The following is a 17,980-nucleotide window of genomic DNA, read 5'->3' as shown; positions in this document are numbered from 1 at the left end:
GTTTTTTGTTATTATGGTGTTCCAGAGCAGTCCCCATCATAACCCCTTTGGTAGGAGCCCGGTTTTTAATAGCTTAGCACGTGCACGTTTATAGTATTTTTCTGCAGATGCTGCATCAATATCAAAGCGGTCCCCGAGCTGTTCATATATTTCTTTGCGGCTGATTCCAGACGGTCGTTGCCGCATCCAGCCGAGTATTTCCTGTTCACGCGGTGTCAAACCCGAATGATAGAATTCGGGTGGTGCTGTCGTCTCATTTGAAAGCCTGACACTGTATCCGCGTTCTGCAACCTCCTGCAGAACGTCGACCAGGGCTCCGGGCCTTAGATTGTTCTTGGCCAGATAGCCGACGACGCCGAGTTTCTGGCAGTGTTCCCATTCTTCATCCGTGTCGGACCCCGTAACCACAAAATGGATGGCGTCGGGTGACAGTTCTATGACAACCTGCACCACATCAAAGCGGTCGTCCTGTGACTTCGGATCATAGCCGGGAAGACCCGGATCAATCACCACAAGGTCGAACTGGTGTGATTCCAGCAGGTCGAGCGCAATTGTTATATTGGCTGCGCCGTGAACAATGGACGCAGGCAAGGCTGCCTGCAATTCATGAATCAGGGCCAGTCTCATTAAGTGCTGATCTTCGATGATCAGCACGTGTGTATGCTTCGACGTCTGTTCCGCCATCGCCCTCACGCGTACTCCCGGTTGCACGCCATTTTACCATGCTGACAGCATTGGCGCTTAGAGAGTAGTGCGATTTCTATAAAGCGCAAAATAGGGACAGGGTTGTCCCTATTTTTCTTGGTATAACGGAATAGTGTTCCGACCGAAACGTGAGCGGTGCAGATTTGCATCAAGGGGATTTTCGGCGTGACTTTGGCTGTCATTACCATCGATGGTATCAGGGTTAATCCTGCCGCCCGCGTTGCTTCGATTGCAACTGTGCTCGAACGGCACCGAAATTCCAGACGCGAACTACAATGGCTTGTGCGTGCATGCACCGATTGCATGGATGGCGGGCAGGAGACTGCTTCCTTTGACAGACGCCTTGCGGCGGCCACGGATGCGGAACATCACGCACGCGTTGCAATGCTAAGACATCCGGCAAATACGTTGGAAGAATTTGCAGCGAAAGCACGGCACATTTGTTCTCTTCTGCTGGAGGACGATGACAGTTTGGACAAATACGAACTGTTTTCAATCCTTCAGACGCTGATCGCACAACCACAGTCGGAATGCCAATAAATCGAACCGGTACCTGCGTGGAAACCTTGGCCAAGTCTCATTGAGCGGGCGTTTCGTGTGGGAAAATGTCCTCTAGTGCTGATATTTTCGAGGGAATCGACAATCATGCCGAGCAATTGGGCCAGTCCCCAACCTATCGATACTGACCCGGAAACAGTAAAACTGATCCGTGGCGCAGAGGCGGTTATTCAAAAAAAGATCGGTCCACTGGCTGCGCTGTGCGATGAACTGCGTGAGCGTCTGGCGGCTTACCGCGATGCGGGGAATGCCGGAGAGCGTTACGAACGCTGGCGGCTTGCCGTGGCCCTGCATGGCGAAATTATGGAAGTCTGGAAATCGGCCTTCCTCAATGCGCGTGCTGCCGTGGACGATTATCTGTCCAGATATGATTTCAACGATTTTTTCTCAGGTCGCGAGATTTTGGCAGCGTCACTGCATGGGCGCTGCAAGCCTTCGGTGGGCATTGCGCTATCGGTTATGCAGTTTGAAAGCGAACGTAACCTGCGCAGGCTCGCAGAGATTTCTCCCGAACAGGCTGCAAGCAACCAGAATATTGTTCGTAAAATCCCTCGCGTCGCGTCGTCGAGCCGGTACAGATAGTTCGGGGAAGGTGGATTTCGTCAGGATAAAAGAGCGCCCGCCCTCCGGCTAGCGCTCTTTTTTGTCACTATGCTGCGGCGCGCGGGGCAACTCCGTAACGTTCAGCGGGCTTCTTGTGCGAGAGATTCGGCGCAAGGCCTGTTCGTGCTGATTCGTAGCGGTCCCAGTCTGCTGCATCGGGCAGAGATGGAATGGTGACGAATTCACCCTGATCAAACCCTGCCAGAGCGGCATCCACCAAGTCTTCGCTGGTCATGACGATCGCTTCAGGCAGATGCGTGATCGGCACCCCCGCGACGTCCCAGAATTCGGTAGCGGTGGCACCTGGAAGTACAACCTGAATGCGTACGCCCTTATCAGCAAGCTCGTGTTTCAGCGATTGGCTGAAAGCCAGAACGAAAGCCTTGCTGCCCCCGTAAACGCCATTCAGCATTTCCGGCGAAATGGCAACGATGGACGAGATATTGATGATCGTGCCGCCGCCTCTGGCGACAAAACCCGGCGCTGCCGCATAGGTCAGCCGGGTCAGGGCAGTAACGTTCAGGCTGATAAGGCTGTCGAGACTATCGATATCGCCATCAAGCAAGGGTTTCGATGCGCCAACACCGGCATTATTGACCAGCAGCGTAATGCTGGCATCGGTTTTCAGAATATTCTCAATGCGCGCAAGATCGGCCTTGTCGTTCAGATCGGCAGCGACCGCCTCGATTGAACGGCCCGTTGCCGTTGTCAGTCGCTCGGCAAGCGCGTCCAGACGACCGCGGTTTCTGGCAACAAGGATCAGATCATATCCGCGCCGGGCGAGGCGATCTGCATAAATTGCACCAATCCCGGAAGATGCTCCGGTAATCAGGGCGGTGCCTTTGCTTGGGTTCGTGCTCATCATCATGCTCCATGTGTTTGTGGTTGTTGATAGTGAGCTGGACTTTACATCGCATGGTCTGCGTCCTAAATGTCATATATGCAACCTTTTAGGACATGGTGTTATGCAACGTATCGGATTTGTGGTTTTCCCCGATTTCCAGATGATGAGTCTGGCTGCGGCGTCGGTGTTCGAATTCGCCAATATCGAGGCTGAGGAGGATATCTATGATGTGCATCTGTTGTCGGAAACCGGCGGTCCCATTCGCAACTCTATCGGATTGGCGATGCAGACTGAGCCGTTCAATAATCTAGTTTTCGACACACTGATCGTTGGTGGTGCCACCGGTATCGCGCCGTCGAGGCCGGGTTTGGTCGCCTTCATGCAACGGGAGATGAACCGTGCCCGGCGCATTGCGTCTATCTGTACGGGTGCTTTTGTTCTGGCCGAAGCAGGCATTCTGGATGGGCGCCGGGCAACCACCCATTGGTTCTATGCGCGGGATCTGCGTTCCGGTTTTCCTGCAATCAAAGTGGAAGAAGACCGGATATTCATCGTTGACGGCTCGGTCTGGACGTCTGCGGGCATGACTGCCGGGGTCGATCTGGCGCTGGCGATGGTCGAAAAGGATCTGGGTGCAGACATTGCCCGACTGGTGGCAAAAAGCCTCGTCATCTATCATCGCCGGGCAGGTGGACAATCACAGTTCTCAACGCTGCTTGATCTCGAACCCAAATCCGATCGCATCCAGAGCGCGCTTGTTTATGCCAAGCGCAATCTGCAAACGGCGCTTTCGGTGGAGCAGCTTGCGGAGGCAGCGCACCTCAGTCCGCGCCAGTTCAGCCGCGCATTCAAAGCGGAAACCGGCCAATCACCTGCCAAGGCTGTCGAGAACCTGCGTGTCGAGGCTGCACGGCTGATGATGGAGCAGGGACGTCTGCCTATCGATACAGTGGCGCAGGAAACCGGATTTGCTGATCGCGAGCGGATGCGCCGTGCATTTCTGCGGGCGTTCGGTCAACCGCCACAGGTGATCCGGCGCAATGCGCGGGAAGCAGCGCTCACGTAAAGCCCATGAGGTCAGGCAAGTATCCCTCGCGCTCCGCATTCTCATGTCTGCCAATCCTGCTACAAGCCAATTTTGCGCGAATTATCAGGGCGGGTTGACTTTACTAGACGACTGGTCTACTTTGCATCTATGAGCAAGATTGACACACGCGCTGTACTTATTGACGAGGGGCTGAAAGCTCTTCTCTCGCATGGTTATGAAGGGGCGGGAATTGGGCCAATCCTCAAATCCGCCGGCGTCCCCAAGGGGTCGTTCTACCACTTCTTTGCCAGCAAGGAGGAGTTTGCCTCGGCGGTTGTCGGTTCCTATACGGAGGGCAATCAGGCTGTTCGGACCCAATTGTTGACCGACGAGAGCAAGTCACCGCTGCAACGTCTGCGCGCCTATTTTGAGTATCATGAGCAGGTATATGCCAGCGAAAACCCCATAGGTGGATGTTTGCTCGGCAACCTTGCCCAATCGATCGCGGTTCATAGTGATGTGCTCAGGCAGGAGCTGCACCGTGCCTTTGCTGCCTGGCAGCGCGATTTTCAGCAAGTCTTGCGGGAAGCGCGGGAGCAGGGGGAATTGCCTTCGCACCTTGATCCTGATGAAACCGCAGCTTTCCTCATTGACGCCTATGAAGGCGCTCTTGTTCGCATGAAGACCGAAGGCAGTATCGCACCGCTCCAGCGTTTCACGACGATGGCGTTCGACGGGCTGCTTAAAAACCACGCATAGGAGATTTATTATGTCTAATTTCGAGACGACTGGTCTACTAGTAAATGAACCCAATACTATTCGTCTGCAGAAGAGCGGTGACGCCGTGTTACAATTGATCAGAAAAGTCCTCACGTTCCGCTGGAACAATTTGTTCTACCGGGCAGAGCGGGCGGATGACCCGCGCATCAGTAAGCTCAGCGATCATTTGCTCGATGATATCGGCATAACGCGGCAGCAAGCGGAAGAGATCGATCGGCGGAGCAAGTGAGTTTTTGCACTGGCGATATAGTCCGTGTTGCGACTTTACAGCCAGCTGATGGATGAATGCCGCAATATTTTCTTCTGAACAATCATGCACATAGCACAATCAGTGGCACATACTTTCGATGCGATTTAAAGATTCTATTTACAGATAGACTCAAAAGATATATCGTTTGTGTATGAAAAGGAGAAAACACATGTTTAGAAATTGTCATCACGAACGAAGCGAACGGCGCGAAGGTCATGAACACGTCGAACGCGCTATCTTGCGCGCTATGGCGCGCGGCTTCGGCCGCCATGGCGGTGGTCATGATGGTCCTGGGGGCGGCGGTCGTTTTGGTCGCAGAGGCGGAGGAGGCCGGGTGTTCGCATCGGGCGATCTGCGTCTTGTCCTGCTGGCGCTGGTCGCCGAACGGCCCCGCCACGGCTACGAGTTGATCAAGGATATTGAAGAACTGTTCGGTGGCGCTTATGCACCAAGCCCCGGTTCAGTCTATCCGTCCCTGACATTCCTAGAGGAAATAGGGCAGGTTACGGCTGCGGCGAGCGAAGGCTCGAAGAAGCTCTACACCATCACCGAGGAAGGGCTTGCCTATCTGGCTGAGAACAAGAACCTTGTTGACGCGGTCCGCACGCGTATGGGCATGGTTGCCCGTTCCATGGCTGGACAACGCGCACCGGAAGCCATCGCCCATGCGATGGACACGCTGCGCACCGCCCTGCATCTGCACAGCCATGGCTGGGATGCGGAAGAGGCGGAACGGGTTCGCAAGATACTCGAACAGGCTGCGCTTGATATCGAAGCGGGCAAGAAGAAAGACTAACGTCTTCCATCCGGTGCAGCGCCTGAAATGGCACTGTACCGGTCATTATATATTCAACATGTTTCAAAGGTTTGTCCTGTTCCAGTAACAAGACAAACCTTTCGCATAACCAATTGAAGTATATATTTATAATTTGATCAGGCTTGGCGTCTGGTCATGGAGAGGACGGAGCCCGGGGTTTCTGCATCCGAAGCGGCGGCGGTGCGGGCAACGTCAATGCCTGTGGCAACGACGGATACGCGGAAAACGCCTTCCAGCGCATCATCGAATGTTGCGCCAAGGATGATATTTGCCTGATCGTCAACTTCTTCGCGAATACGGGTAGCGGCTTCGTCGACTTCAAATAGCGTCATATCACGCCCGCCTGAAATCGAGACCAGAACGCCCTTGGCACCCTTCATCGATTCCACATCGAGAAGCGGGTTGGCAATAGCTGCTTCGGCCGCAGCCTGTGCGCGGCCTTCGCCCGAACCTTCGCCGGTGCCCATCATGGCGCGGCCCATGTCGCGCATGACGGAGCGCACGTCGGCAAAATCCAGATTGATCAGGCCTTCGCGCACCATCAGATCGGTGATGCTGGCAACACCTGAATAAAGCACACGGTCAGCCGTGGCAAAGGCATCGGCAAATGTCGTTGCAGCATTGGCGACCCGGAACAGATTCTGGTTCGGAATAACGATCAATGTATCGGCGCTGTCACGCAGTTCTTCCAGCCCTTCTTCGGCCATGCGCATACGGCGGGTGCCTTCGAAGGAGAATGGCTTTGTCACAATACCGACGGTGAGAATGCCAGCGGAGCGTGCCGCGCGCGCAATGACCGGTGCAGCGCCGGTTCCAGTGCCGCCGCCCATACCCGCCGTCACAAAGCACATATGCGTGCCGGCAAGATGATCCATGATCTCGTCGATGCTTTCTTCCGCCGCAGCCCGGCCGATTTCCGGGTGGGAGCCTGCGCCAAGGCCCTGCGTCACATTCGCGCCAAGCTGGATCAGGCGGCTGGCCTTGGACATGGAAAGAGCCTGTGCATCGGTGTTGGCAACGATGAACTGTGTTCCCTGCAGGTTTTCGCGGATCATGTTGTTAACCGCATTACCACCGCCTCCACCGACACCGAATACAGTGATATTCGGCTTCATCTCGGAAATTTCCGGCTTCATGAGGTTAATTGACATCGTGCAATCCTTATTCCCGGCCGGTGATCATTGTCGGCGTGCAGGTACGTAATGGTATGGCGGGGCTCAGCTGGAGAATCAAAACTGCTTTCTGCCCCAATATTCGGCAAAGAATCAGACAGCGGGTTTCGGCGCAAGCCCTGAAATGGGATATCGCCCTCTGGCGTTGTCAAAAGTATGGCCACAATGATGTTTAGATATTAGTTCCCCGAAGAGGATTCGACGGGCAAGTGATGCGGCCGATTTGGGAACTATCCCGGGGCTGTAAAGTTTTGTCCTGCAGTCCCTGACAAGGAGAAATGCTTCATGGAACTCGATCCCCAAAACGCCTTCAACGCCATTCAAACCGGAGTTCAGCAAGCCAGTGCGCTTGTCGTCACCTATTCGTTCTCGGTGATAGGGGCCATCTTGCTGCTGGTGATCGGCTATATCGTTGCCGGGCTGGTTGAGCGATGGCTCTATGCCGGATTGGGGCAGGTGAGCGGTTTTGATCTTACACTGCGCCGCTTCTTTTCAAAGATTGCCCGGTATGTGGTGCTCGGTCTTGTAACAGTCATGGTGCTCGGTCAGTTCGGCATCCAGACTGCCTCGGTCATTGCGGCCATTGGCGCGATTGGTCTGGCCATCGGGCTCGCTTTGCAAGGGACATTACAGAATATAGCCGCTGGTATCATGCTTCTGGCCCTGAGACCGCTACGTATTGGCGAATATGTTGAAGTCGGCAGCGTTACGGGCACTGTGGAGGAGATCGGTCTGTTTGCCACGCGGTTGCGGGCAGCGGATGGTGTTTATGTTCTGGCTCCGAATTCGACACTATGGACCCAGCCGGTGAAGAACTACACGCGCAACGGTGTCAGGCGCAACGATATCACGATCAGCGCTGGTCCTGATGAAGATGTCGAACAGATTCAGAAAAGCCTTGTCAAACTGACTGTCGGTGACAAACGAATTTTGCAAAATCCCGGACCACAAGCCTTCGTGTCCGATCTGACGGAGGATTCAGTTGTGGTAACTCTGCGATACTGGACATCACCCGGCGATTTCGCTGCGGTGAAGGCTGACTTGACCAAAGGCACGCGCAACGTCTTTCATGCCCGGAAACTGGCCGCCGAATAAGGCCAGTACTGTCTGCGATGGGAACCACGCCCTGCGCTCTGCGTTATCTCCCCGTAAGCATGAATTTTATTAATTCAGGGAGACAATCATGTTGAAAGCTTTTGCCATTGCAGGTGTTGCCGCATTGACAGTCATGTCGGCGACGCCATCTTTTGCACAATCCGTTGAAATTGGCCCCGGTGGTGTGCGGCTTGTTGAGCCACGCGTCGAGCGGCCCATGCGTCGTGGAATGGAAATCAGCGAACGCGAAGCTGTCCGCGTGGCGCGTGCCGAAGGCCTGCGGAATGTGGACAATATCGAACGCAGACGGTCGCGTTTCATTGTGGAAGGCACTGATCGGCGTGGCAACGATATCCGGGTCAATGTTGACAGGCGGACAGGCGAAGTGATCTCCGTCGACTAGCCGGAGTTGCGATTCCCTTGGAAAAAGGACCCGAATGCGCATCATTCGGGTCTTTCCAATTTTTACCGCTTCATAAAATTTGTGAAGACGCTAGGCTCAACGGGCATTCCCGTCAGTTTCTCAATCCGCATTTCTTGTGCCATATAGTGCTTGAAGATGTGAGGTGGGGCCGCAAATTTGCTGCTCTGACCGTTGATATAGAAAGTGGGATGTTCGATGTTTGCCGAGAAGACGATTGATCAATCTGACAAGCCCAAGTTTTATCGCGAACTTGCCGATCAGTTGAGTGGTCTTCTCGCGGGTGAAACTGACCCCGTAGCGAATGCCGCCAACACGTCGGCACTGATCTTCCAGATGATGCCTGACCTCAATTGGGCCGGTTTTTATTTTCTTTATTCGGAAGACGAACTCGTCGTCGGACCCTTTCAGGGAAAACCAGCTTGCGTCCGCATTGCGGTGGGCAATGGTGTCTGCGGAACAGCTGTTGCGCAGGGCTCGTCCATTCTTGTCGAGGATGTTCATGCTTTCCCGGGACATATCGCCTGCGATGCGGCTTCCCGTTCGGAACTCGTCGTGCCGTTGATTCACGAGGACACCATTCTTGGTGTTTTTGATCTTGATAGTCCATTGCAGGGCAGATTTGACAGCATTGATCAGGCGGGGGTAGAGCGACTTGTTGCAATTTACGTTGCCGCCTGCCTGTGGGAAGATTGAGACCAGAGAAGCGATCGAGATGACAACAAGCTTCCTGTTTAATGGGCAAGAGAACGCAGATTATACGATCCTGCTCGCCCACGGCGCCGGTGCTCCGATGGATTCGGCCTCGATGACAGCAAATGCCGAGGCCCTGGCGGACGCCGGGTTTCGGGTTGCCCGTTTTGAATTCAATTATATGGCGAGCCGCCGAACGCTCGGCGCACGAAAGCCACCGCCGCGTGCAGACACGCTCATTCCTGAGTATTTGGCCGCCATTGACGCCCTTGGTGCAACTGGGCCGCTGATTATCGGCGGCAAATCGATGGGTGGCCGCATTGCGAGCATGATCGCTGATGATCTCCATAGTTCGGGACGGATCGCTGGTCTGCTCTGCCTTGGCTATCCCTTTCATCCCATCGGCAAACCGGCACAGTTACGCACGGCGCATCTTGCCCACATGAAGACGCCAACCCTTATTGGACAGGGGACGCGCGATCCGTTCGGGACACGCGAAGAAGTTGCCGATTACACGCTGTCAGACGCTATCGAGATAGTTTGGCTTGAGGATGGAGATCATGATCTGCGTCCACGCAAAAACCTGTCGGGTTTCTCTGTAGGGGATCATCTGAAAACGATGGCTGATAAAGCACTGACTTGGGCAAATGCGATTGCTGGTAAAGTTTAGTCGCGCATTTTTATTTACTATGCCGCAATCTGTGGATGCATTTTGATGTATTTACTGTTGTTCAAGCGCATATTCAAATATTGTGATAGTACTTTATCAGATTGTCTCTGGGACGTTGCGTCAAATATCAAAGAGAGGGCGTTAGGCGTAAAGTAACTCACGATGTCCAATTTATTATTTGAGTGGTTCACAACTGCATCTCCGCGCCAGTCGCGTGCCGTCGAACAACGGCTGATCGAGACGATGCTTTTGCGCCGGGCAGCGCTGTTCTTTGGATCAATCAGCATTGTTGCGCTGGCGACCTATGCCCGCTCGGTTACCCAGAGCAATTGGCCGTTTGTGTGGATCATCATCGAACTGGTACTGCTGGTTATTCGCCAGCATCTCCTGACGCTCGGAGAAGAAGCCAAGTCCGAAACCGATCCACGGATATTTTCTTATCTGATGCTCGCTGGCGGTCTATGGTCATTGGTGGCGGGTGTGGGCTGCGCCTTTTGTGTCGTCACGGGAAATTTCACGCTTTCCATGATGGCAGCGATGAATGTGGCGGGCATTCAAGGCGTCATTGCATCGAGAAACGCTGCAATGCCAAGATATGCGGTTCTGGTTCTTATCCTGGTCGGCTTTCCGTTTCTCGTCGGACTTTACCTCTCGCCCATTCCCGATTCTGGATATCTCTGCCTGCTCTTGCCTGTGTGGACCGCCGGCATGTGTTTTGTGCTCTATCAAAACTATCAGTTGAACGTGCGGGCCATACAAACGGAAATTCTCAACCAGTTTCTGGCAACCAATGATGCTCTGACCGGACTACCCAATCGCATGGCACTTGATGGGAAACTTGAGGCTCTTTGCAGCCAATTAAGTCTCGACGAAACCGATGAAAAACGCTGGTTCTCGCTGCTGTATATTGATCTTGATGGCTTCAAAGCGGTCAATGATAATTGCGGCCATGCGGCAGGCGACATTGTGCTTCAAAAGGTGGGAGCTGCCATAACCGGCGCTGTTCGGGCAAAGGACACCGTGTTCAGGATCGGCGGTGATGAGTTCGTTGTTCTGCTACCCGACCGTTCTGGTCAAGACTATGTTGAACTGGTGGAATGTATTCAGGAAGCGGTGGCCTATTCTTTCGATCTGGGGCATGGCCGGTTCGCACAGGTCAGCGCCAGCATTGGTAGTGCACAAGCTCCGCAACATGGTACGTCGCCTGAAGCTATCCTTCTTGCCGCCGATAAAGCGCTTTATGCCGCGAAGAATGAGGGTGAGGGTTTGCATCGCATGAGCACCTGATGAAGGGTGCCGTGATATGAAATCAAAAAGATCATTGGAGAAATGACTGAAAATCATCGCTATAATGCGAGGATGCGTAATGACGAGCCCGGATAGTCTGCATCATCAGCCGAATACCGAGTTTCAACAGAGGTAAATCCATGAGTTTTGACGCGCGGCTGTTGACTGGAGTTGGTGTGTTTGCCGCCGTTGCGGAGGCCGGGAATTTTGCCCGGGCGGCAGAAATTCTGGGCCTGACGCCCTCGGGTGTCAGTCGTGCCATAGCGAGGCTTGAGGCACGCATTGGCGTGAGACTGTTTGATCGCAGCCCGCGATATGTCACGCTCACGCAGGAGGGACACCGTTTCCATGAGCAAGCTATGCCGCTGCTGGCCGGGTTGGAGGAGGCCGCCACCAATGCCGCAGGTGCTGCCGCTATCGTCAAGGGCCGGTTGCGGGTATCAATCGACCCCTGGTTCTCCCGGATGGTGCTTGCGCCGCGACTGCCGCAATTCATGTCCCGATATCCGCTGTTGTTTCTGGAACTGATGAACACGAATTATCGCGAGGAGATGATGACTGGAGCCGATATAGCAATCCGCTTTGGTTCGCCGGATATCGCTTCCTTGATCGTCCGCAAACTGCTCGATACGCGCGTCATTACCTGTGCGTCGCCTGTCTACCTTGAGCGGCACGGCGAGCCCAAAACGCCGGAAGATCTGAAACAGCATGAAGCTCTGCTTTTTCGCGATCCGCAGACAGGGCGGCCTTTTCCATGGGAATTTCATCTTGAAGGAGAGGTGATCGAGGTGAAGGTTACCGGCAGGGTGGTCGTGGATGACCCATCGGTGGCCGTGGCTGCCTGCGTCGCAGGTCAGGGCATCTTCCAAAGCCTCGCGGTGGGGCTTGGGCCGTGGCTGGCAAGCGGAGAACTGGTGCCGATATTAACCCAATGGTCAGGTGAGCGGTTTCCGCTTTATGCGTATCACCCCTCGCGTCACCTGCCTCCGGCAAAAGTGCGGGCTTTCCTCGACTTCATTCAGGAAATAGCCGCTGAGAACTCAGCGCATTCTTAATGAAGGCGCTGTTTTGCACCGCGTTCTTGGCCATAAGACCCGGATTTAGTGCAGTGGTTTGACCTCAAGGAAAATACCGGCCTCGCGCGCCGCGTCGACAAAGGCTCGTCTGGCTTTATGCGTCGGTTTCCACCCTTCAAGCGCATCCATGCAAGCCTGCAGTGCTTTGCGGTATTTGGGCCCATGGTTGCGGGGCCATTGGATTTTGAGACACTCTACGGCTTCCCAAGTGCTGAAGATCATCCGCTGCCCGGCAGCGCACAATCGTACTGCTACGGGGACAGAAAAACGTTTTTCACTCATCTTTTCCTCTTTTCCGTTCGCGTCATTTCAATGTGCCCAGGGTCGCAGCGTTCTGGGGCAGGAATGAGTCAGCATGTTCACTTGCTACGCTTTGGGTTTCAAAGCGTGGGCAAGGCAAGGTGGTTTGGACATGATGTCAGCATGGAACTGATCACTGCGATGTCGGTACATCCCCATCATCAACCCTGCGGGAAAACTCGGTTTCGAGACCCTTTGCGAGCTGGGCCGCCTGACCAATCCAATCTTCACGCTCTATCCTTCCGGGAAAGGCGAGATAGCTTCCAACCCATTCCGCGTTGGCGCCCGTCCATTCGGCGATCTGGCGGAACGTCCAGATACCCAATTCATTGAGCTTTATTTCATTGGTATGGCCGATGCCGGAGATACGTTTCAGATTGTCCGGCGTCGCACTTTTTTCTATTGAGGCCGGACGATGTCCCGGATGGCCATCATTGGCAGCCAAAGCAACTGCTGGCGCGGCCACGACCGGTGCTGACACTGTCACAGGTGTAGGTGCTGGTGCAGCCGGAGCAAGCGAAGAGGGCCGTTCCTGCGGTTTCAGTTCGGCGGCACGGAAGCTTGCCAGCCAACTGCCGAGGAAGCAGCCTACGATATAACTGCCAAGCAACAACAGGGCAGTTTCGAGATAATGGCCTGCAAGGCCAGGCAGCCATTTCAATACTGCTACCACAAGACCGACGATGAACAGCAGGCAGAGTAATTTGAACCAGCCCGGCCAAGAATCCGGCCACCAGCCACTGGCAGATCGCAGGAAGGTCACGAAGCCGACCACGCCGCCGAAAAGCAATGCGATCAACATCCATGGCCAATAGGTGGAAAGTAGATAGGTCATTGCCGCTACCTCCTATTTAACAGAAAATTCAATCCGGCGATTGAGCGCCTTGCCTTCATCAGTGTCGTTTGATGCTATTGGACGTGAAGAACCCAGCCCGACAGCCACCAGACGCTCGGGTGACACCCCGGCATTGGTCAGATAGGCGACCACCGCCTTGGCGCGTTGTTCTGACAGGGCAAGGTTCGCTGTTTCATCACCACTGGAATCCGTATGACCGGAAATCTCGATAGAACTGTTCGCGCAACGGCCAATGGTTGCCACTATCAAATCAAGCAATCCGGATGATGCGGGCGTTATCTGTGCTTTGCCAGTCTCGAAATTGATCTTGGATTTGGTGAGCATAGTATTGAGCGTCGATTGGCAATTTGTGGCATCTATTGCTGGTGCAGCCGGGCTGACGGCAATTTGCGCTGGCTCGAATTTGAAACCGTCAGGCACTGCAGTGGTAAAGGCGTTCTGCACACTGGCGACGGCCTGATCGTACAGAGCATCGCCGGTAAGCTTTGCATTGGTGTTCGAGAGCGAGAATGTACCTTTTGCCAGCCGGGACAGAGCGTTCAACCCGGCTATCGCCGCATTGCCAAAACCGCTCGGTGCGCCCGCAGCAGCCGTTAGCTGATCGACAATCTCCTCACCGAAGAACAGGCTTTTGGCGGCATCGAGTATCTTGCCGTGCGTATCATCATCCGGATATTTGCCCGTGAGCGTCAGTTTCCCCGCGTCTTTCGAAGCGTCAAAGGCGTAGGAAGGCGGCGCTGCTATGTCTGCCTTTGCGAGCTTAATGCCTTGGGGCGGGGTTTTAAGCGCAGCCGTGATGCCGTCATAGGCGGCCTGTGTTGCGGCACTGCCTGAAACCGTGAGGTCGGCACCTGAGATTGCGACGCTCCCTTTTGCCAATTTGGCGAGTTGATCCAATCCGAACAGCGCGCCAGTCTCGTAACTGGCGGGTGCGCCGCTGGCGTAGGACATCGCGTCCTTGATTTCAGCACCCGTGAACGCTGCTTTGGCAGCCGAAACGATTTTTTCCCGCGCCTGAGGGTTTGGTACGCTTCCGGTCAAATTGACGGTCGAACCATCGCGGGTTACGCCCCAATTGAAGGGGTTTGCCAGCGCGGGTTGTTTCGTATCATTCAAAACCTTGCGCGCCCCCCAAACGGCGCCAATGGTGTTGGTGACCTTGGCGAAGTTCTCTGGAGAGAAGATGGTGCCTGACGTGGTGATATCGCGCCCGGCCACTGAGATTGCCGGACTGTCAACGGTCGTGCCCAGTGCTGCGGCTGACCTGTTGTTGAGATCGGAGCTAACAAACTTATTGGTGAAAACGGTGGCGACAATCCATAAGACTATCAGGGGGAGTAGTCCCCACCACCACTTCGACGGCTGACTCATCGCTTTTCCCTCCGATGAATAACCTTAAGTTGCACCGGGAGGGTATATCGTTATGTCGGCACTTTCTAGTGACGCAATTTGTACAGAAAGTTCCGGATTGATCCATAAATGCCCGCCCAAATGAAGATGCCACGAATTTTTCGGGTTCAAACTATCGAACAGGAATGCCGGGAGTGGCTTCGATTAATGTCGTGGTTTCAGCCATGAGCTATCCATCCTTGACATATCTTTCGCGAAGTTTGTAGGGTTCTGCTCATGCTCCGGACTCGATGGAGTGTCTTCGCAATAGTCATTGTCATCCGTGCATAGAGGTTCCAATGCCCCGATTCACTTCTCAAGAAAATCACAAACGAAATTCTGAGAAGTTGAGGATTCATGCGCACTTTGAATCTGGGCATTCTGGCCCATGTGGATGCAGGCAAGACCAGCCTTACTGAACGACTGCTTTTTAATGCCGGTGTGATCGACAAGCTTGGCAGCGTCGATAGCGGTAACACGCAGACCGATAATCTTGAGCTTGAACGGCAACGCGGTATTACGATCCGGGCTGCGGTCGTGTCTTTTACTATTGGCGATACGGTGGTTAATCTCATCGATACGCCCGGTCATCCTGATTTTATTGCCGAGGTTGAGCGTATCCTTGGATTGCTCGATGCGGCGGTGGTCGTTGTTTCGGCGGTCGAGGGCGTGCAAGCGCAGACGCGTGTATTGGTACGGGCGCTGCAACGCCTTGCAGTTCCGTTCGTGTTCTTCATCAACAAGGTTGATCGCGTTGGTGCGCAATATGACCGGGTACTGGAGGCCATCGCCAACCAGTTGCCAGTCCGGCCTATCGCTATGTCTGGTGTCATCGATCCCGGCAGCAAGCGCGCGCAGATCGAGGCGCTTGATCTGCGAAACGGGGCATTCTTCAAAGTCCTGTGCGAGACGCTGGCGGAGAATGACGATGCTTTGTTGGCCGATTATATTCTGGCTCCCGAACGCCTGATCGCCGAAAAACTTGAATATGCCTTTGCCGATCAGATCGCCAAGGGATGGGTGCACCCCGTATTCGGGGGAGCGGCAACCACAGGCATTGGCATTTCCGCCCTGATGGCCGCCATCGCGGCGATGCTGCCCGCGCGTCTTCCTGATCCTGACGGTCCGATCGAGGGGAAAATCTTCAAGATCGAACGCGGTTGGGGCGGCGAAAAGCTTTCTTATATGTCGCTAAATTCAGGCACCATCCAGACCCGGCAATATCTGAACCTACCCAAAGGGCAGGCCAGAGTGACCGGTATCCAGCTTTTCGGGGCCGGACGGGTTCATGCAGCTACGAGCTTCAAAGCGGGACAAATCGCCCGCGTGAGCGGGCTCAGTGATGCGCAGATCGGTGATGTGGTGGGCGTCGACCTTGCTTCAGGCAGACGTGCTGATTTTGCGCCGCCCACTCTGGAAACCCGTGTTCTGGCCAGACATCCATCTGATAATGGCGCGCTCTGGCTGGCGCTCAACCAATTGGCCGAACAAGATCCATTGATCAACTTGCGCAGGAACGAAGAGGCCAATCAGGTCTTTGTGTCGCTCTATGGTGAAGTGCAAAAAGAGGTCATCCAATCGACCTTGCTGAGTGATTTCGGTCTTGATGCCATGTTTGAGGAGACCACGGTCATCTGTGTCGAAAGGCTTATTGGAACCGGCACTGGAATCGAGGTCATATTCAAGGAGCCCAATCCGTTTATTGCGACGGTTGGGCTGCGCATCGAACCGCGGCCGGAAGGGTCGGGCAACAGCTTCGCGCTGGAAGTCGACATAGGTCAGATGCCCGCAAGTTTTTATCGGGCAGTCGAGGAAACTGTGTTCACAACATTGAAGCAGGGCTTGTTTGGCTGGCAGGTGATTGATTGCCATGTAGCCATGACCGCCGCCCGGCATAGTTCCCCGGTTAGCACGGCTGCCGATTTCCGCCAGTTGACGCCATTGGTGCTGGCAACCGCGCTGTCGGAAGCACAGACTGTCATTTGCGAGCCGATCAACCGATTTTGCCTCGATGCTCCTGCGGCGGCTTTAAGTGGCCTGCTCACCCTGCTGGCAAAGGCTGGGGCTATCACGAAAGATTCCCTGATTTCCGGTGGTATGGCCCGGCTTGAAGGCACAATAGCGTCGGCGATGATCCAAAACGTTCAACTGCAATTGCCGGGACTGACGAGTGGCGCAGGCGCTATGGAATGTGAGTTTGATCACTATGCGCCAATAATGGGTCCAAAGCGTTTACGCCTGCGTTCGGGTGCCGATCCGTTCAATCGCACCGAGTATCTGCTGCGCGTGCGCCGCAATATGCCGGTAAGCAATCCGGTAAGCGAATAGGGTGCGCCTCAGACAGAAGTGAGGGGCAAAACTGCCCCTCCCAGTGTTCTGTGATATTACAAAGTAGCCATATCGATGACAAAGCGATAACGCACGTCACTCTTCAGGACACGTTCGTATGCTTCATTGATGTCCTTGATATCGATGGTCTCGATTTCAGCAACGATGTTATGTTCGCCGCAGAAATCCAGCATCTCCTGTGTTTCTTTGATCGAACCAATGCCAGACCCGGCAAGGCTCTTGCGACCGGCAATGACGGAGAACGCATTTACCGGAACCGGGTGCTCGGGGGCTCCCACCAGGACCATGGTGCCATCAATCTTGAGCAAGCCGAGATAGGCGTTCCAGTCAATCGCGACGCCTGCGGTGCAAATGATGACATCGAATGCGCCAGCGAGAGTCTTGAAGGTTTCAGGATCGGTTGATGCATAATAATGCGTGGCACCAAGCTTCAATCCCTCATCCTTTTTTGACAGGGTTTGGCTGATCACAGTGATCTCGGCCCCCATGGCGTGGCCGAGTTTGACGCCCATATGGCCAAGTCCGCCCATACCAACGATTGCGATCTTTTTACCGGGTCCGGCCTTCCAGTGGCGGAGCGGCGAATAGAGCGTGATGCCAGCGCAAAGAAGCGGAGCGGCGGCATCGAGCGGCAAATTATCAGGAATGGAAAGAACATAGCCTTCCTTGACGACAATGGAATCCGAATAGCCGCCATGGGTGGGTGTGACGCCGTCGGCTTCGACGTCGTTGTAAGTCTGCACGATACCGGGCATGTATTGCTCCAGATCGGCATCACGCGCGGCGCATTTTGTGCAGGAGTTGACGAAACAGCCAACGCCGACGCGATCGCCGGTCTTGAATTTCGTTACCTTTGAACCGACGGCGGTAACAATGCCCGCTACCTCATGGCCTGGCACCATGGGAAACTTCGAGCCGCCCCATTCATCGCGTGCCTGATGGATATCGGAGTGGCATACGCCACAATATTTTACCGAAATGACGACGTCATCGTCATTGGGCTCCCGCCGTTCGAAAATAAACGGTGTAAGTGGTTGGGATGCGTCTGTCGCCGCATAGCCTTTAGCAAGAGCCATGGTGAATTCCTT

Annotated in this window: 19 protein-coding genes and 1 pseudogene; 13 read left to right on the top strand and 7 right to left on the bottom strand. The window is 54.5% G+C overall.

From position 1 onward, the window contains the following. Nucleotides 1–36 precede the first annotated feature (36 nt). Nucleotides 37–684, bottom strand: a complete 648-nt coding sequence (locus BLU05_RS01825) for a response regulator transcription factor (protein ID WP_091877405.1) — start codon at nt 682–684, stop codon at nt 37–39. 186 nt (nt 685–870) lie between these two features. On the opposite strand from BLU05_RS01825, the gene BLU05_RS01820 reads away from it, so the two are divergent. Further along, nucleotides 871–1,245: a hypothetical protein gene (locus tag BLU05_RS01820; RefSeq protein WP_139210376.1), complete on the top strand. Its 375-nt coding sequence runs from the start codon at nt 871–873 to the stop codon at nt 1,243–1,245. A 105-nt stretch (nt 1,246–1,350) separates the two neighbouring features. Beyond that, on the top strand, nt 1,351–1,845 hold the full coding sequence (locus tag BLU05_RS01815) for a hypothetical protein (protein ID WP_139210374.1): 495 nt from the start codon (nt 1,351–1,353) through the stop codon (nt 1,843–1,845). A gap of 67 nt (nt 1,846–1,912) precedes the next feature. On the opposite strand, the gene BLU05_RS01810 is transcribed toward BLU05_RS01815, so the two are convergent. Next, nucleotides 1,913–2,728: an SDR family NAD(P)-dependent oxidoreductase gene (locus BLU05_RS01810; RefSeq protein ID WP_091877399.1), complete on the bottom strand. Its 816-nt coding sequence runs from the start codon at nt 2,726–2,728 to the stop codon at nt 1,913–1,915. 103 nt (nt 2,729–2,831) lie between these two features. Between BLU05_RS01810 and BLU05_RS01805 the strand changes: the two genes are divergently transcribed. The 4 genes from BLU05_RS01805 (at nt 2,832) to BLU05_RS01790 (ending at nt 5,563) form a co-directional block, all read left to right on the top strand. Continuing rightward, nucleotides 2,832–3,776, top strand: coding sequence for a GlxA family transcriptional regulator (locus tag BLU05_RS01805; RefSeq protein ID WP_091877397.1), 945 nt, complete (start codon nt 2,832–2,834; stop codon nt 3,774–3,776). A gap of 129 nt (nt 3,777–3,905) precedes the next feature. Further along, on the top strand, nt 3,906–4,496 hold the full coding sequence (locus BLU05_RS01800; RefSeq protein ID WP_091877395.1) for a TetR/AcrR family transcriptional regulator: 591 nt from the start codon (nt 3,906–3,908) through the stop codon (nt 4,494–4,496). Nucleotides 4,497–4,506: 10 nt separating this feature from the next. Beyond that, nucleotides 4,507–4,746: a YjiS-like domain-containing protein gene (locus tag BLU05_RS01795; RefSeq protein WP_091877393.1), complete on the top strand. Its 240-nt coding sequence runs from the start codon at nt 4,507–4,509 to the stop codon at nt 4,744–4,746. A 190-nt stretch (nt 4,747–4,936) separates the two neighbouring features. Continuing rightward, complete coding sequence (locus tag BLU05_RS01790; protein WP_175540503.1) at nt 4,937–5,563, top strand: PadR family transcriptional regulator; 627 nt, start codon at nt 4,937–4,939, stop codon at nt 5,561–5,563. Between the two features lie 212 nt (nt 5,564–5,775). Here BLU05_RS01790 and ftsZ read toward each other — a convergent pair. After that, nucleotides 5,776–6,735, bottom strand: a pseudogene (gene ftsZ, locus BLU05_RS01785) (cell division protein FtsZ); the annotation flags it as partial. A 306-nt stretch (nt 6,736–7,041) separates the two neighbouring features. Between ftsZ and BLU05_RS01780 the strand changes: the two are divergent. The 6 genes from BLU05_RS01780 to BLU05_RS01755 all read left to right on the top strand — a co-directional run bounded on the left by BLU05_RS01780 (nt 7,042) and on the right by BLU05_RS01755 (nt 11,977). Further along, nucleotides 7,042–7,851 (top strand): mechanosensitive ion channel family protein, encoded by an 810-nt coding sequence (locus BLU05_RS01780; protein WP_091877389.1) that lies wholly within the window; start codon nt 7,042–7,044, stop codon nt 7,849–7,851. An 88-nt stretch (nt 7,852–7,939) separates the two neighbouring features. Further along, on the top strand, nt 7,940–8,254 hold the full coding sequence (locus tag BLU05_RS01775; RefSeq protein ID WP_091877387.1) for a PepSY domain-containing protein: 315 nt from the start codon (nt 7,940–7,942) through the stop codon (nt 8,252–8,254). Between the two features lie 216 nt (nt 8,255–8,470). Then, on the top strand, nt 8,471–8,968 hold the full coding sequence (locus BLU05_RS01770) for a GAF domain-containing protein (RefSeq protein ID WP_091877385.1): 498 nt from the start codon (nt 8,471–8,473) through the stop codon (nt 8,966–8,968). 19 nt (nt 8,969–8,987) lie between these two features. Then, complete coding sequence (locus tag BLU05_RS01765; RefSeq protein WP_091877383.1) at nt 8,988–9,635, top strand: alpha/beta hydrolase family protein; 648 nt, start codon at nt 8,988–8,990, stop codon at nt 9,633–9,635. Nucleotides 9,636–9,797: 162 nt separating this feature from the next. Continuing rightward, on the top strand, nt 9,798–10,922 hold the full coding sequence (locus BLU05_RS01760; protein WP_091877381.1) for a GGDEF domain-containing protein: 1,125 nt from the start codon (nt 9,798–9,800) through the stop codon (nt 10,920–10,922). A gap of 140 nt (nt 10,923–11,062) precedes the next feature. Beyond that, nucleotides 11,063–11,977: a LysR family transcriptional regulator gene (locus BLU05_RS01755; protein WP_091877379.1), complete on the top strand. Its 915-nt coding sequence runs from the start codon at nt 11,063–11,065 to the stop codon at nt 11,975–11,977. A gap of 45 nt (nt 11,978–12,022) precedes the next feature. On the opposite strand, the gene BLU05_RS01750 is transcribed toward BLU05_RS01755, so the two are convergent. The 3 genes from BLU05_RS01750 to BLU05_RS01740 all read right to left on the bottom strand — a co-directional run bounded on the left by BLU05_RS01750 (nt 12,023) and on the right by BLU05_RS01740 (nt 14,525). Next, nucleotides 12,023–12,280 (bottom strand): DUF982 domain-containing protein, encoded by a 258-nt coding sequence (locus BLU05_RS01750; RefSeq protein ID WP_091877377.1) that lies wholly within the window; start codon nt 12,278–12,280, stop codon nt 12,023–12,025. A 151-nt stretch (nt 12,281–12,431) separates the two neighbouring features. Then, nucleotides 12,432–13,133, bottom strand: a complete 702-nt coding sequence (locus BLU05_RS01745) for a hypothetical protein (protein ID WP_091877375.1) — start codon at nt 13,131–13,133, stop codon at nt 12,432–12,434. 12 nt (nt 13,134–13,145) lie between these two features. Further along, on the bottom strand, nt 13,146–14,525 hold the full coding sequence (locus BLU05_RS01740; protein WP_091877373.1) for an OmpA family protein: 1,380 nt from the start codon (nt 14,523–14,525) through the stop codon (nt 13,146–13,148). A 375-nt stretch (nt 14,526–14,900) separates the two neighbouring features. Between BLU05_RS01740 and BLU05_RS01735 the strand changes: the two genes are divergently transcribed. Further along, on the top strand, nt 14,901–16,871 hold the full coding sequence (locus tag BLU05_RS01735; protein ID WP_091877371.1) for an elongation factor G: 1,971 nt from the start codon (nt 14,901–14,903) through the stop codon (nt 16,869–16,871). Nucleotides 16,872–16,927: 56 nt separating this feature from the next. Here the strand turns inward: BLU05_RS01735 and BLU05_RS01730 are convergent, their stop codons facing one another. Continuing rightward, the gene (locus tag BLU05_RS01730; protein ID WP_091877369.1) at nt 16,928–17,968 is read right to left on the bottom strand and encodes an NAD(P)-dependent alcohol dehydrogenase; all 1,041 of its coding nucleotides are present in this window, start codon (nt 17,966–17,968) and stop codon (nt 16,928–16,930) included. Nucleotides 17,969–17,980 lie beyond the last annotated feature (12 nt).

The organism is Phyllobacterium sp. OV277, from assembly GCF_900104355.1.
Classification (GTDB): domain Bacteria; phylum Pseudomonadota; class Alphaproteobacteria; order Rhizobiales; family Rhizobiaceae; genus Phyllobacterium.
Note: the sequence above shows the minus strand (reverse complement) of the source record. Positions and strands in the feature narration are given on the sequence as shown.

Bases quoted from the DNA above. Each gene is read 5' to 3' on its own strand.
- BLU05_RS01825 (WP_091877405.1), bottom strand. From the start codon at position 684: ATGGCGGAACAGACGTCGAAGCATACACACGTGCTGATCATCGAAGAT.
- BLU05_RS01815 (WP_139210374.1), top strand. From the start codon at position 1,351: ATGCCGAGCAATTGGGCCAGTCCCCAACCTATCGATACTGACCCGGAA.
- BLU05_RS01810 (WP_091877399.1), bottom strand. From the start codon at position 2,728: ATGAGCACGAACCCAAGCAAAGGCACCGCCCTGATTACCGGAGCATCT.
- BLU05_RS01805 (WP_091877397.1), top strand. From the start codon at position 2,832: ATGCAACGTATCGGATTTGTGGTTTTCCCCGATTTCCAGATGATGAGT.
- BLU05_RS01800 (WP_091877395.1), top strand. From the start codon at position 3,906: ATGAGCAAGATTGACACACGCGCTGTACTTATTGACGAGGGGCTGAAA.
- BLU05_RS01795 (WP_091877393.1), top strand. From the start codon at position 4,507: ATGTCTAATTTCGAGACGACTGGTCTACTAGTAAATGAACCCAATACT.
- BLU05_RS01790 (WP_175540503.1), top strand. From the start codon at position 4,937: ATGTTTAGAAATTGTCATCACGAACGAAGCGAACGGCGCGAAGGTCAT.
- BLU05_RS01780 (WP_091877389.1), top strand. From the start codon at position 7,042: ATGGAACTCGATCCCCAAAACGCCTTCAACGCCATTCAAACCGGAGTT.
- BLU05_RS01775 (WP_091877387.1), top strand. From the start codon at position 7,940: ATGTTGAAAGCTTTTGCCATTGCAGGTGTTGCCGCATTGACAGTCATG.
- BLU05_RS01770 (WP_091877385.1), top strand. From the start codon at position 8,471: ATGTTTGCCGAGAAGACGATTGATCAATCTGACAAGCCCAAGTTTTAT.
- BLU05_RS01765 (WP_091877383.1), top strand. From the start codon at position 8,988: ATGACAACAAGCTTCCTGTTTAATGGGCAAGAGAACGCAGATTATACG.
- BLU05_RS01760 (WP_091877381.1), top strand. From the start codon at position 9,798: ATGTCCAATTTATTATTTGAGTGGTTCACAACTGCATCTCCGCGCCAG.
- BLU05_RS01755 (WP_091877379.1), top strand. From the start codon at position 11,063: ATGAGTTTTGACGCGCGGCTGTTGACTGGAGTTGGTGTGTTTGCCGCC.
- BLU05_RS01750 (WP_091877377.1), bottom strand. From the start codon at position 12,280: ATGAGTGAAAAACGTTTTTCTGTCCCCGTAGCAGTACGATTGTGCGCT.
- BLU05_RS01745 (WP_091877375.1), bottom strand. From the start codon at position 13,133: ATGACCTATCTACTTTCCACCTATTGGCCATGGATGTTGATCGCATTG.
- BLU05_RS01740 (WP_091877373.1), bottom strand. From the start codon at position 14,525: ATGAGTCAGCCGTCGAAGTGGTGGTGGGGACTACTCCCCCTGATAGTC.
- BLU05_RS01735 (WP_091877371.1), top strand. From the start codon at position 14,901: ATGCGCACTTTGAATCTGGGCATTCTGGCCCATGTGGATGCAGGCAAG.
- BLU05_RS01730 (WP_091877369.1), bottom strand. From the start codon at position 17,968: ATGGCTCTTGCTAAAGGCTATGCGGCGACAGACGCATCCCAACCACTT.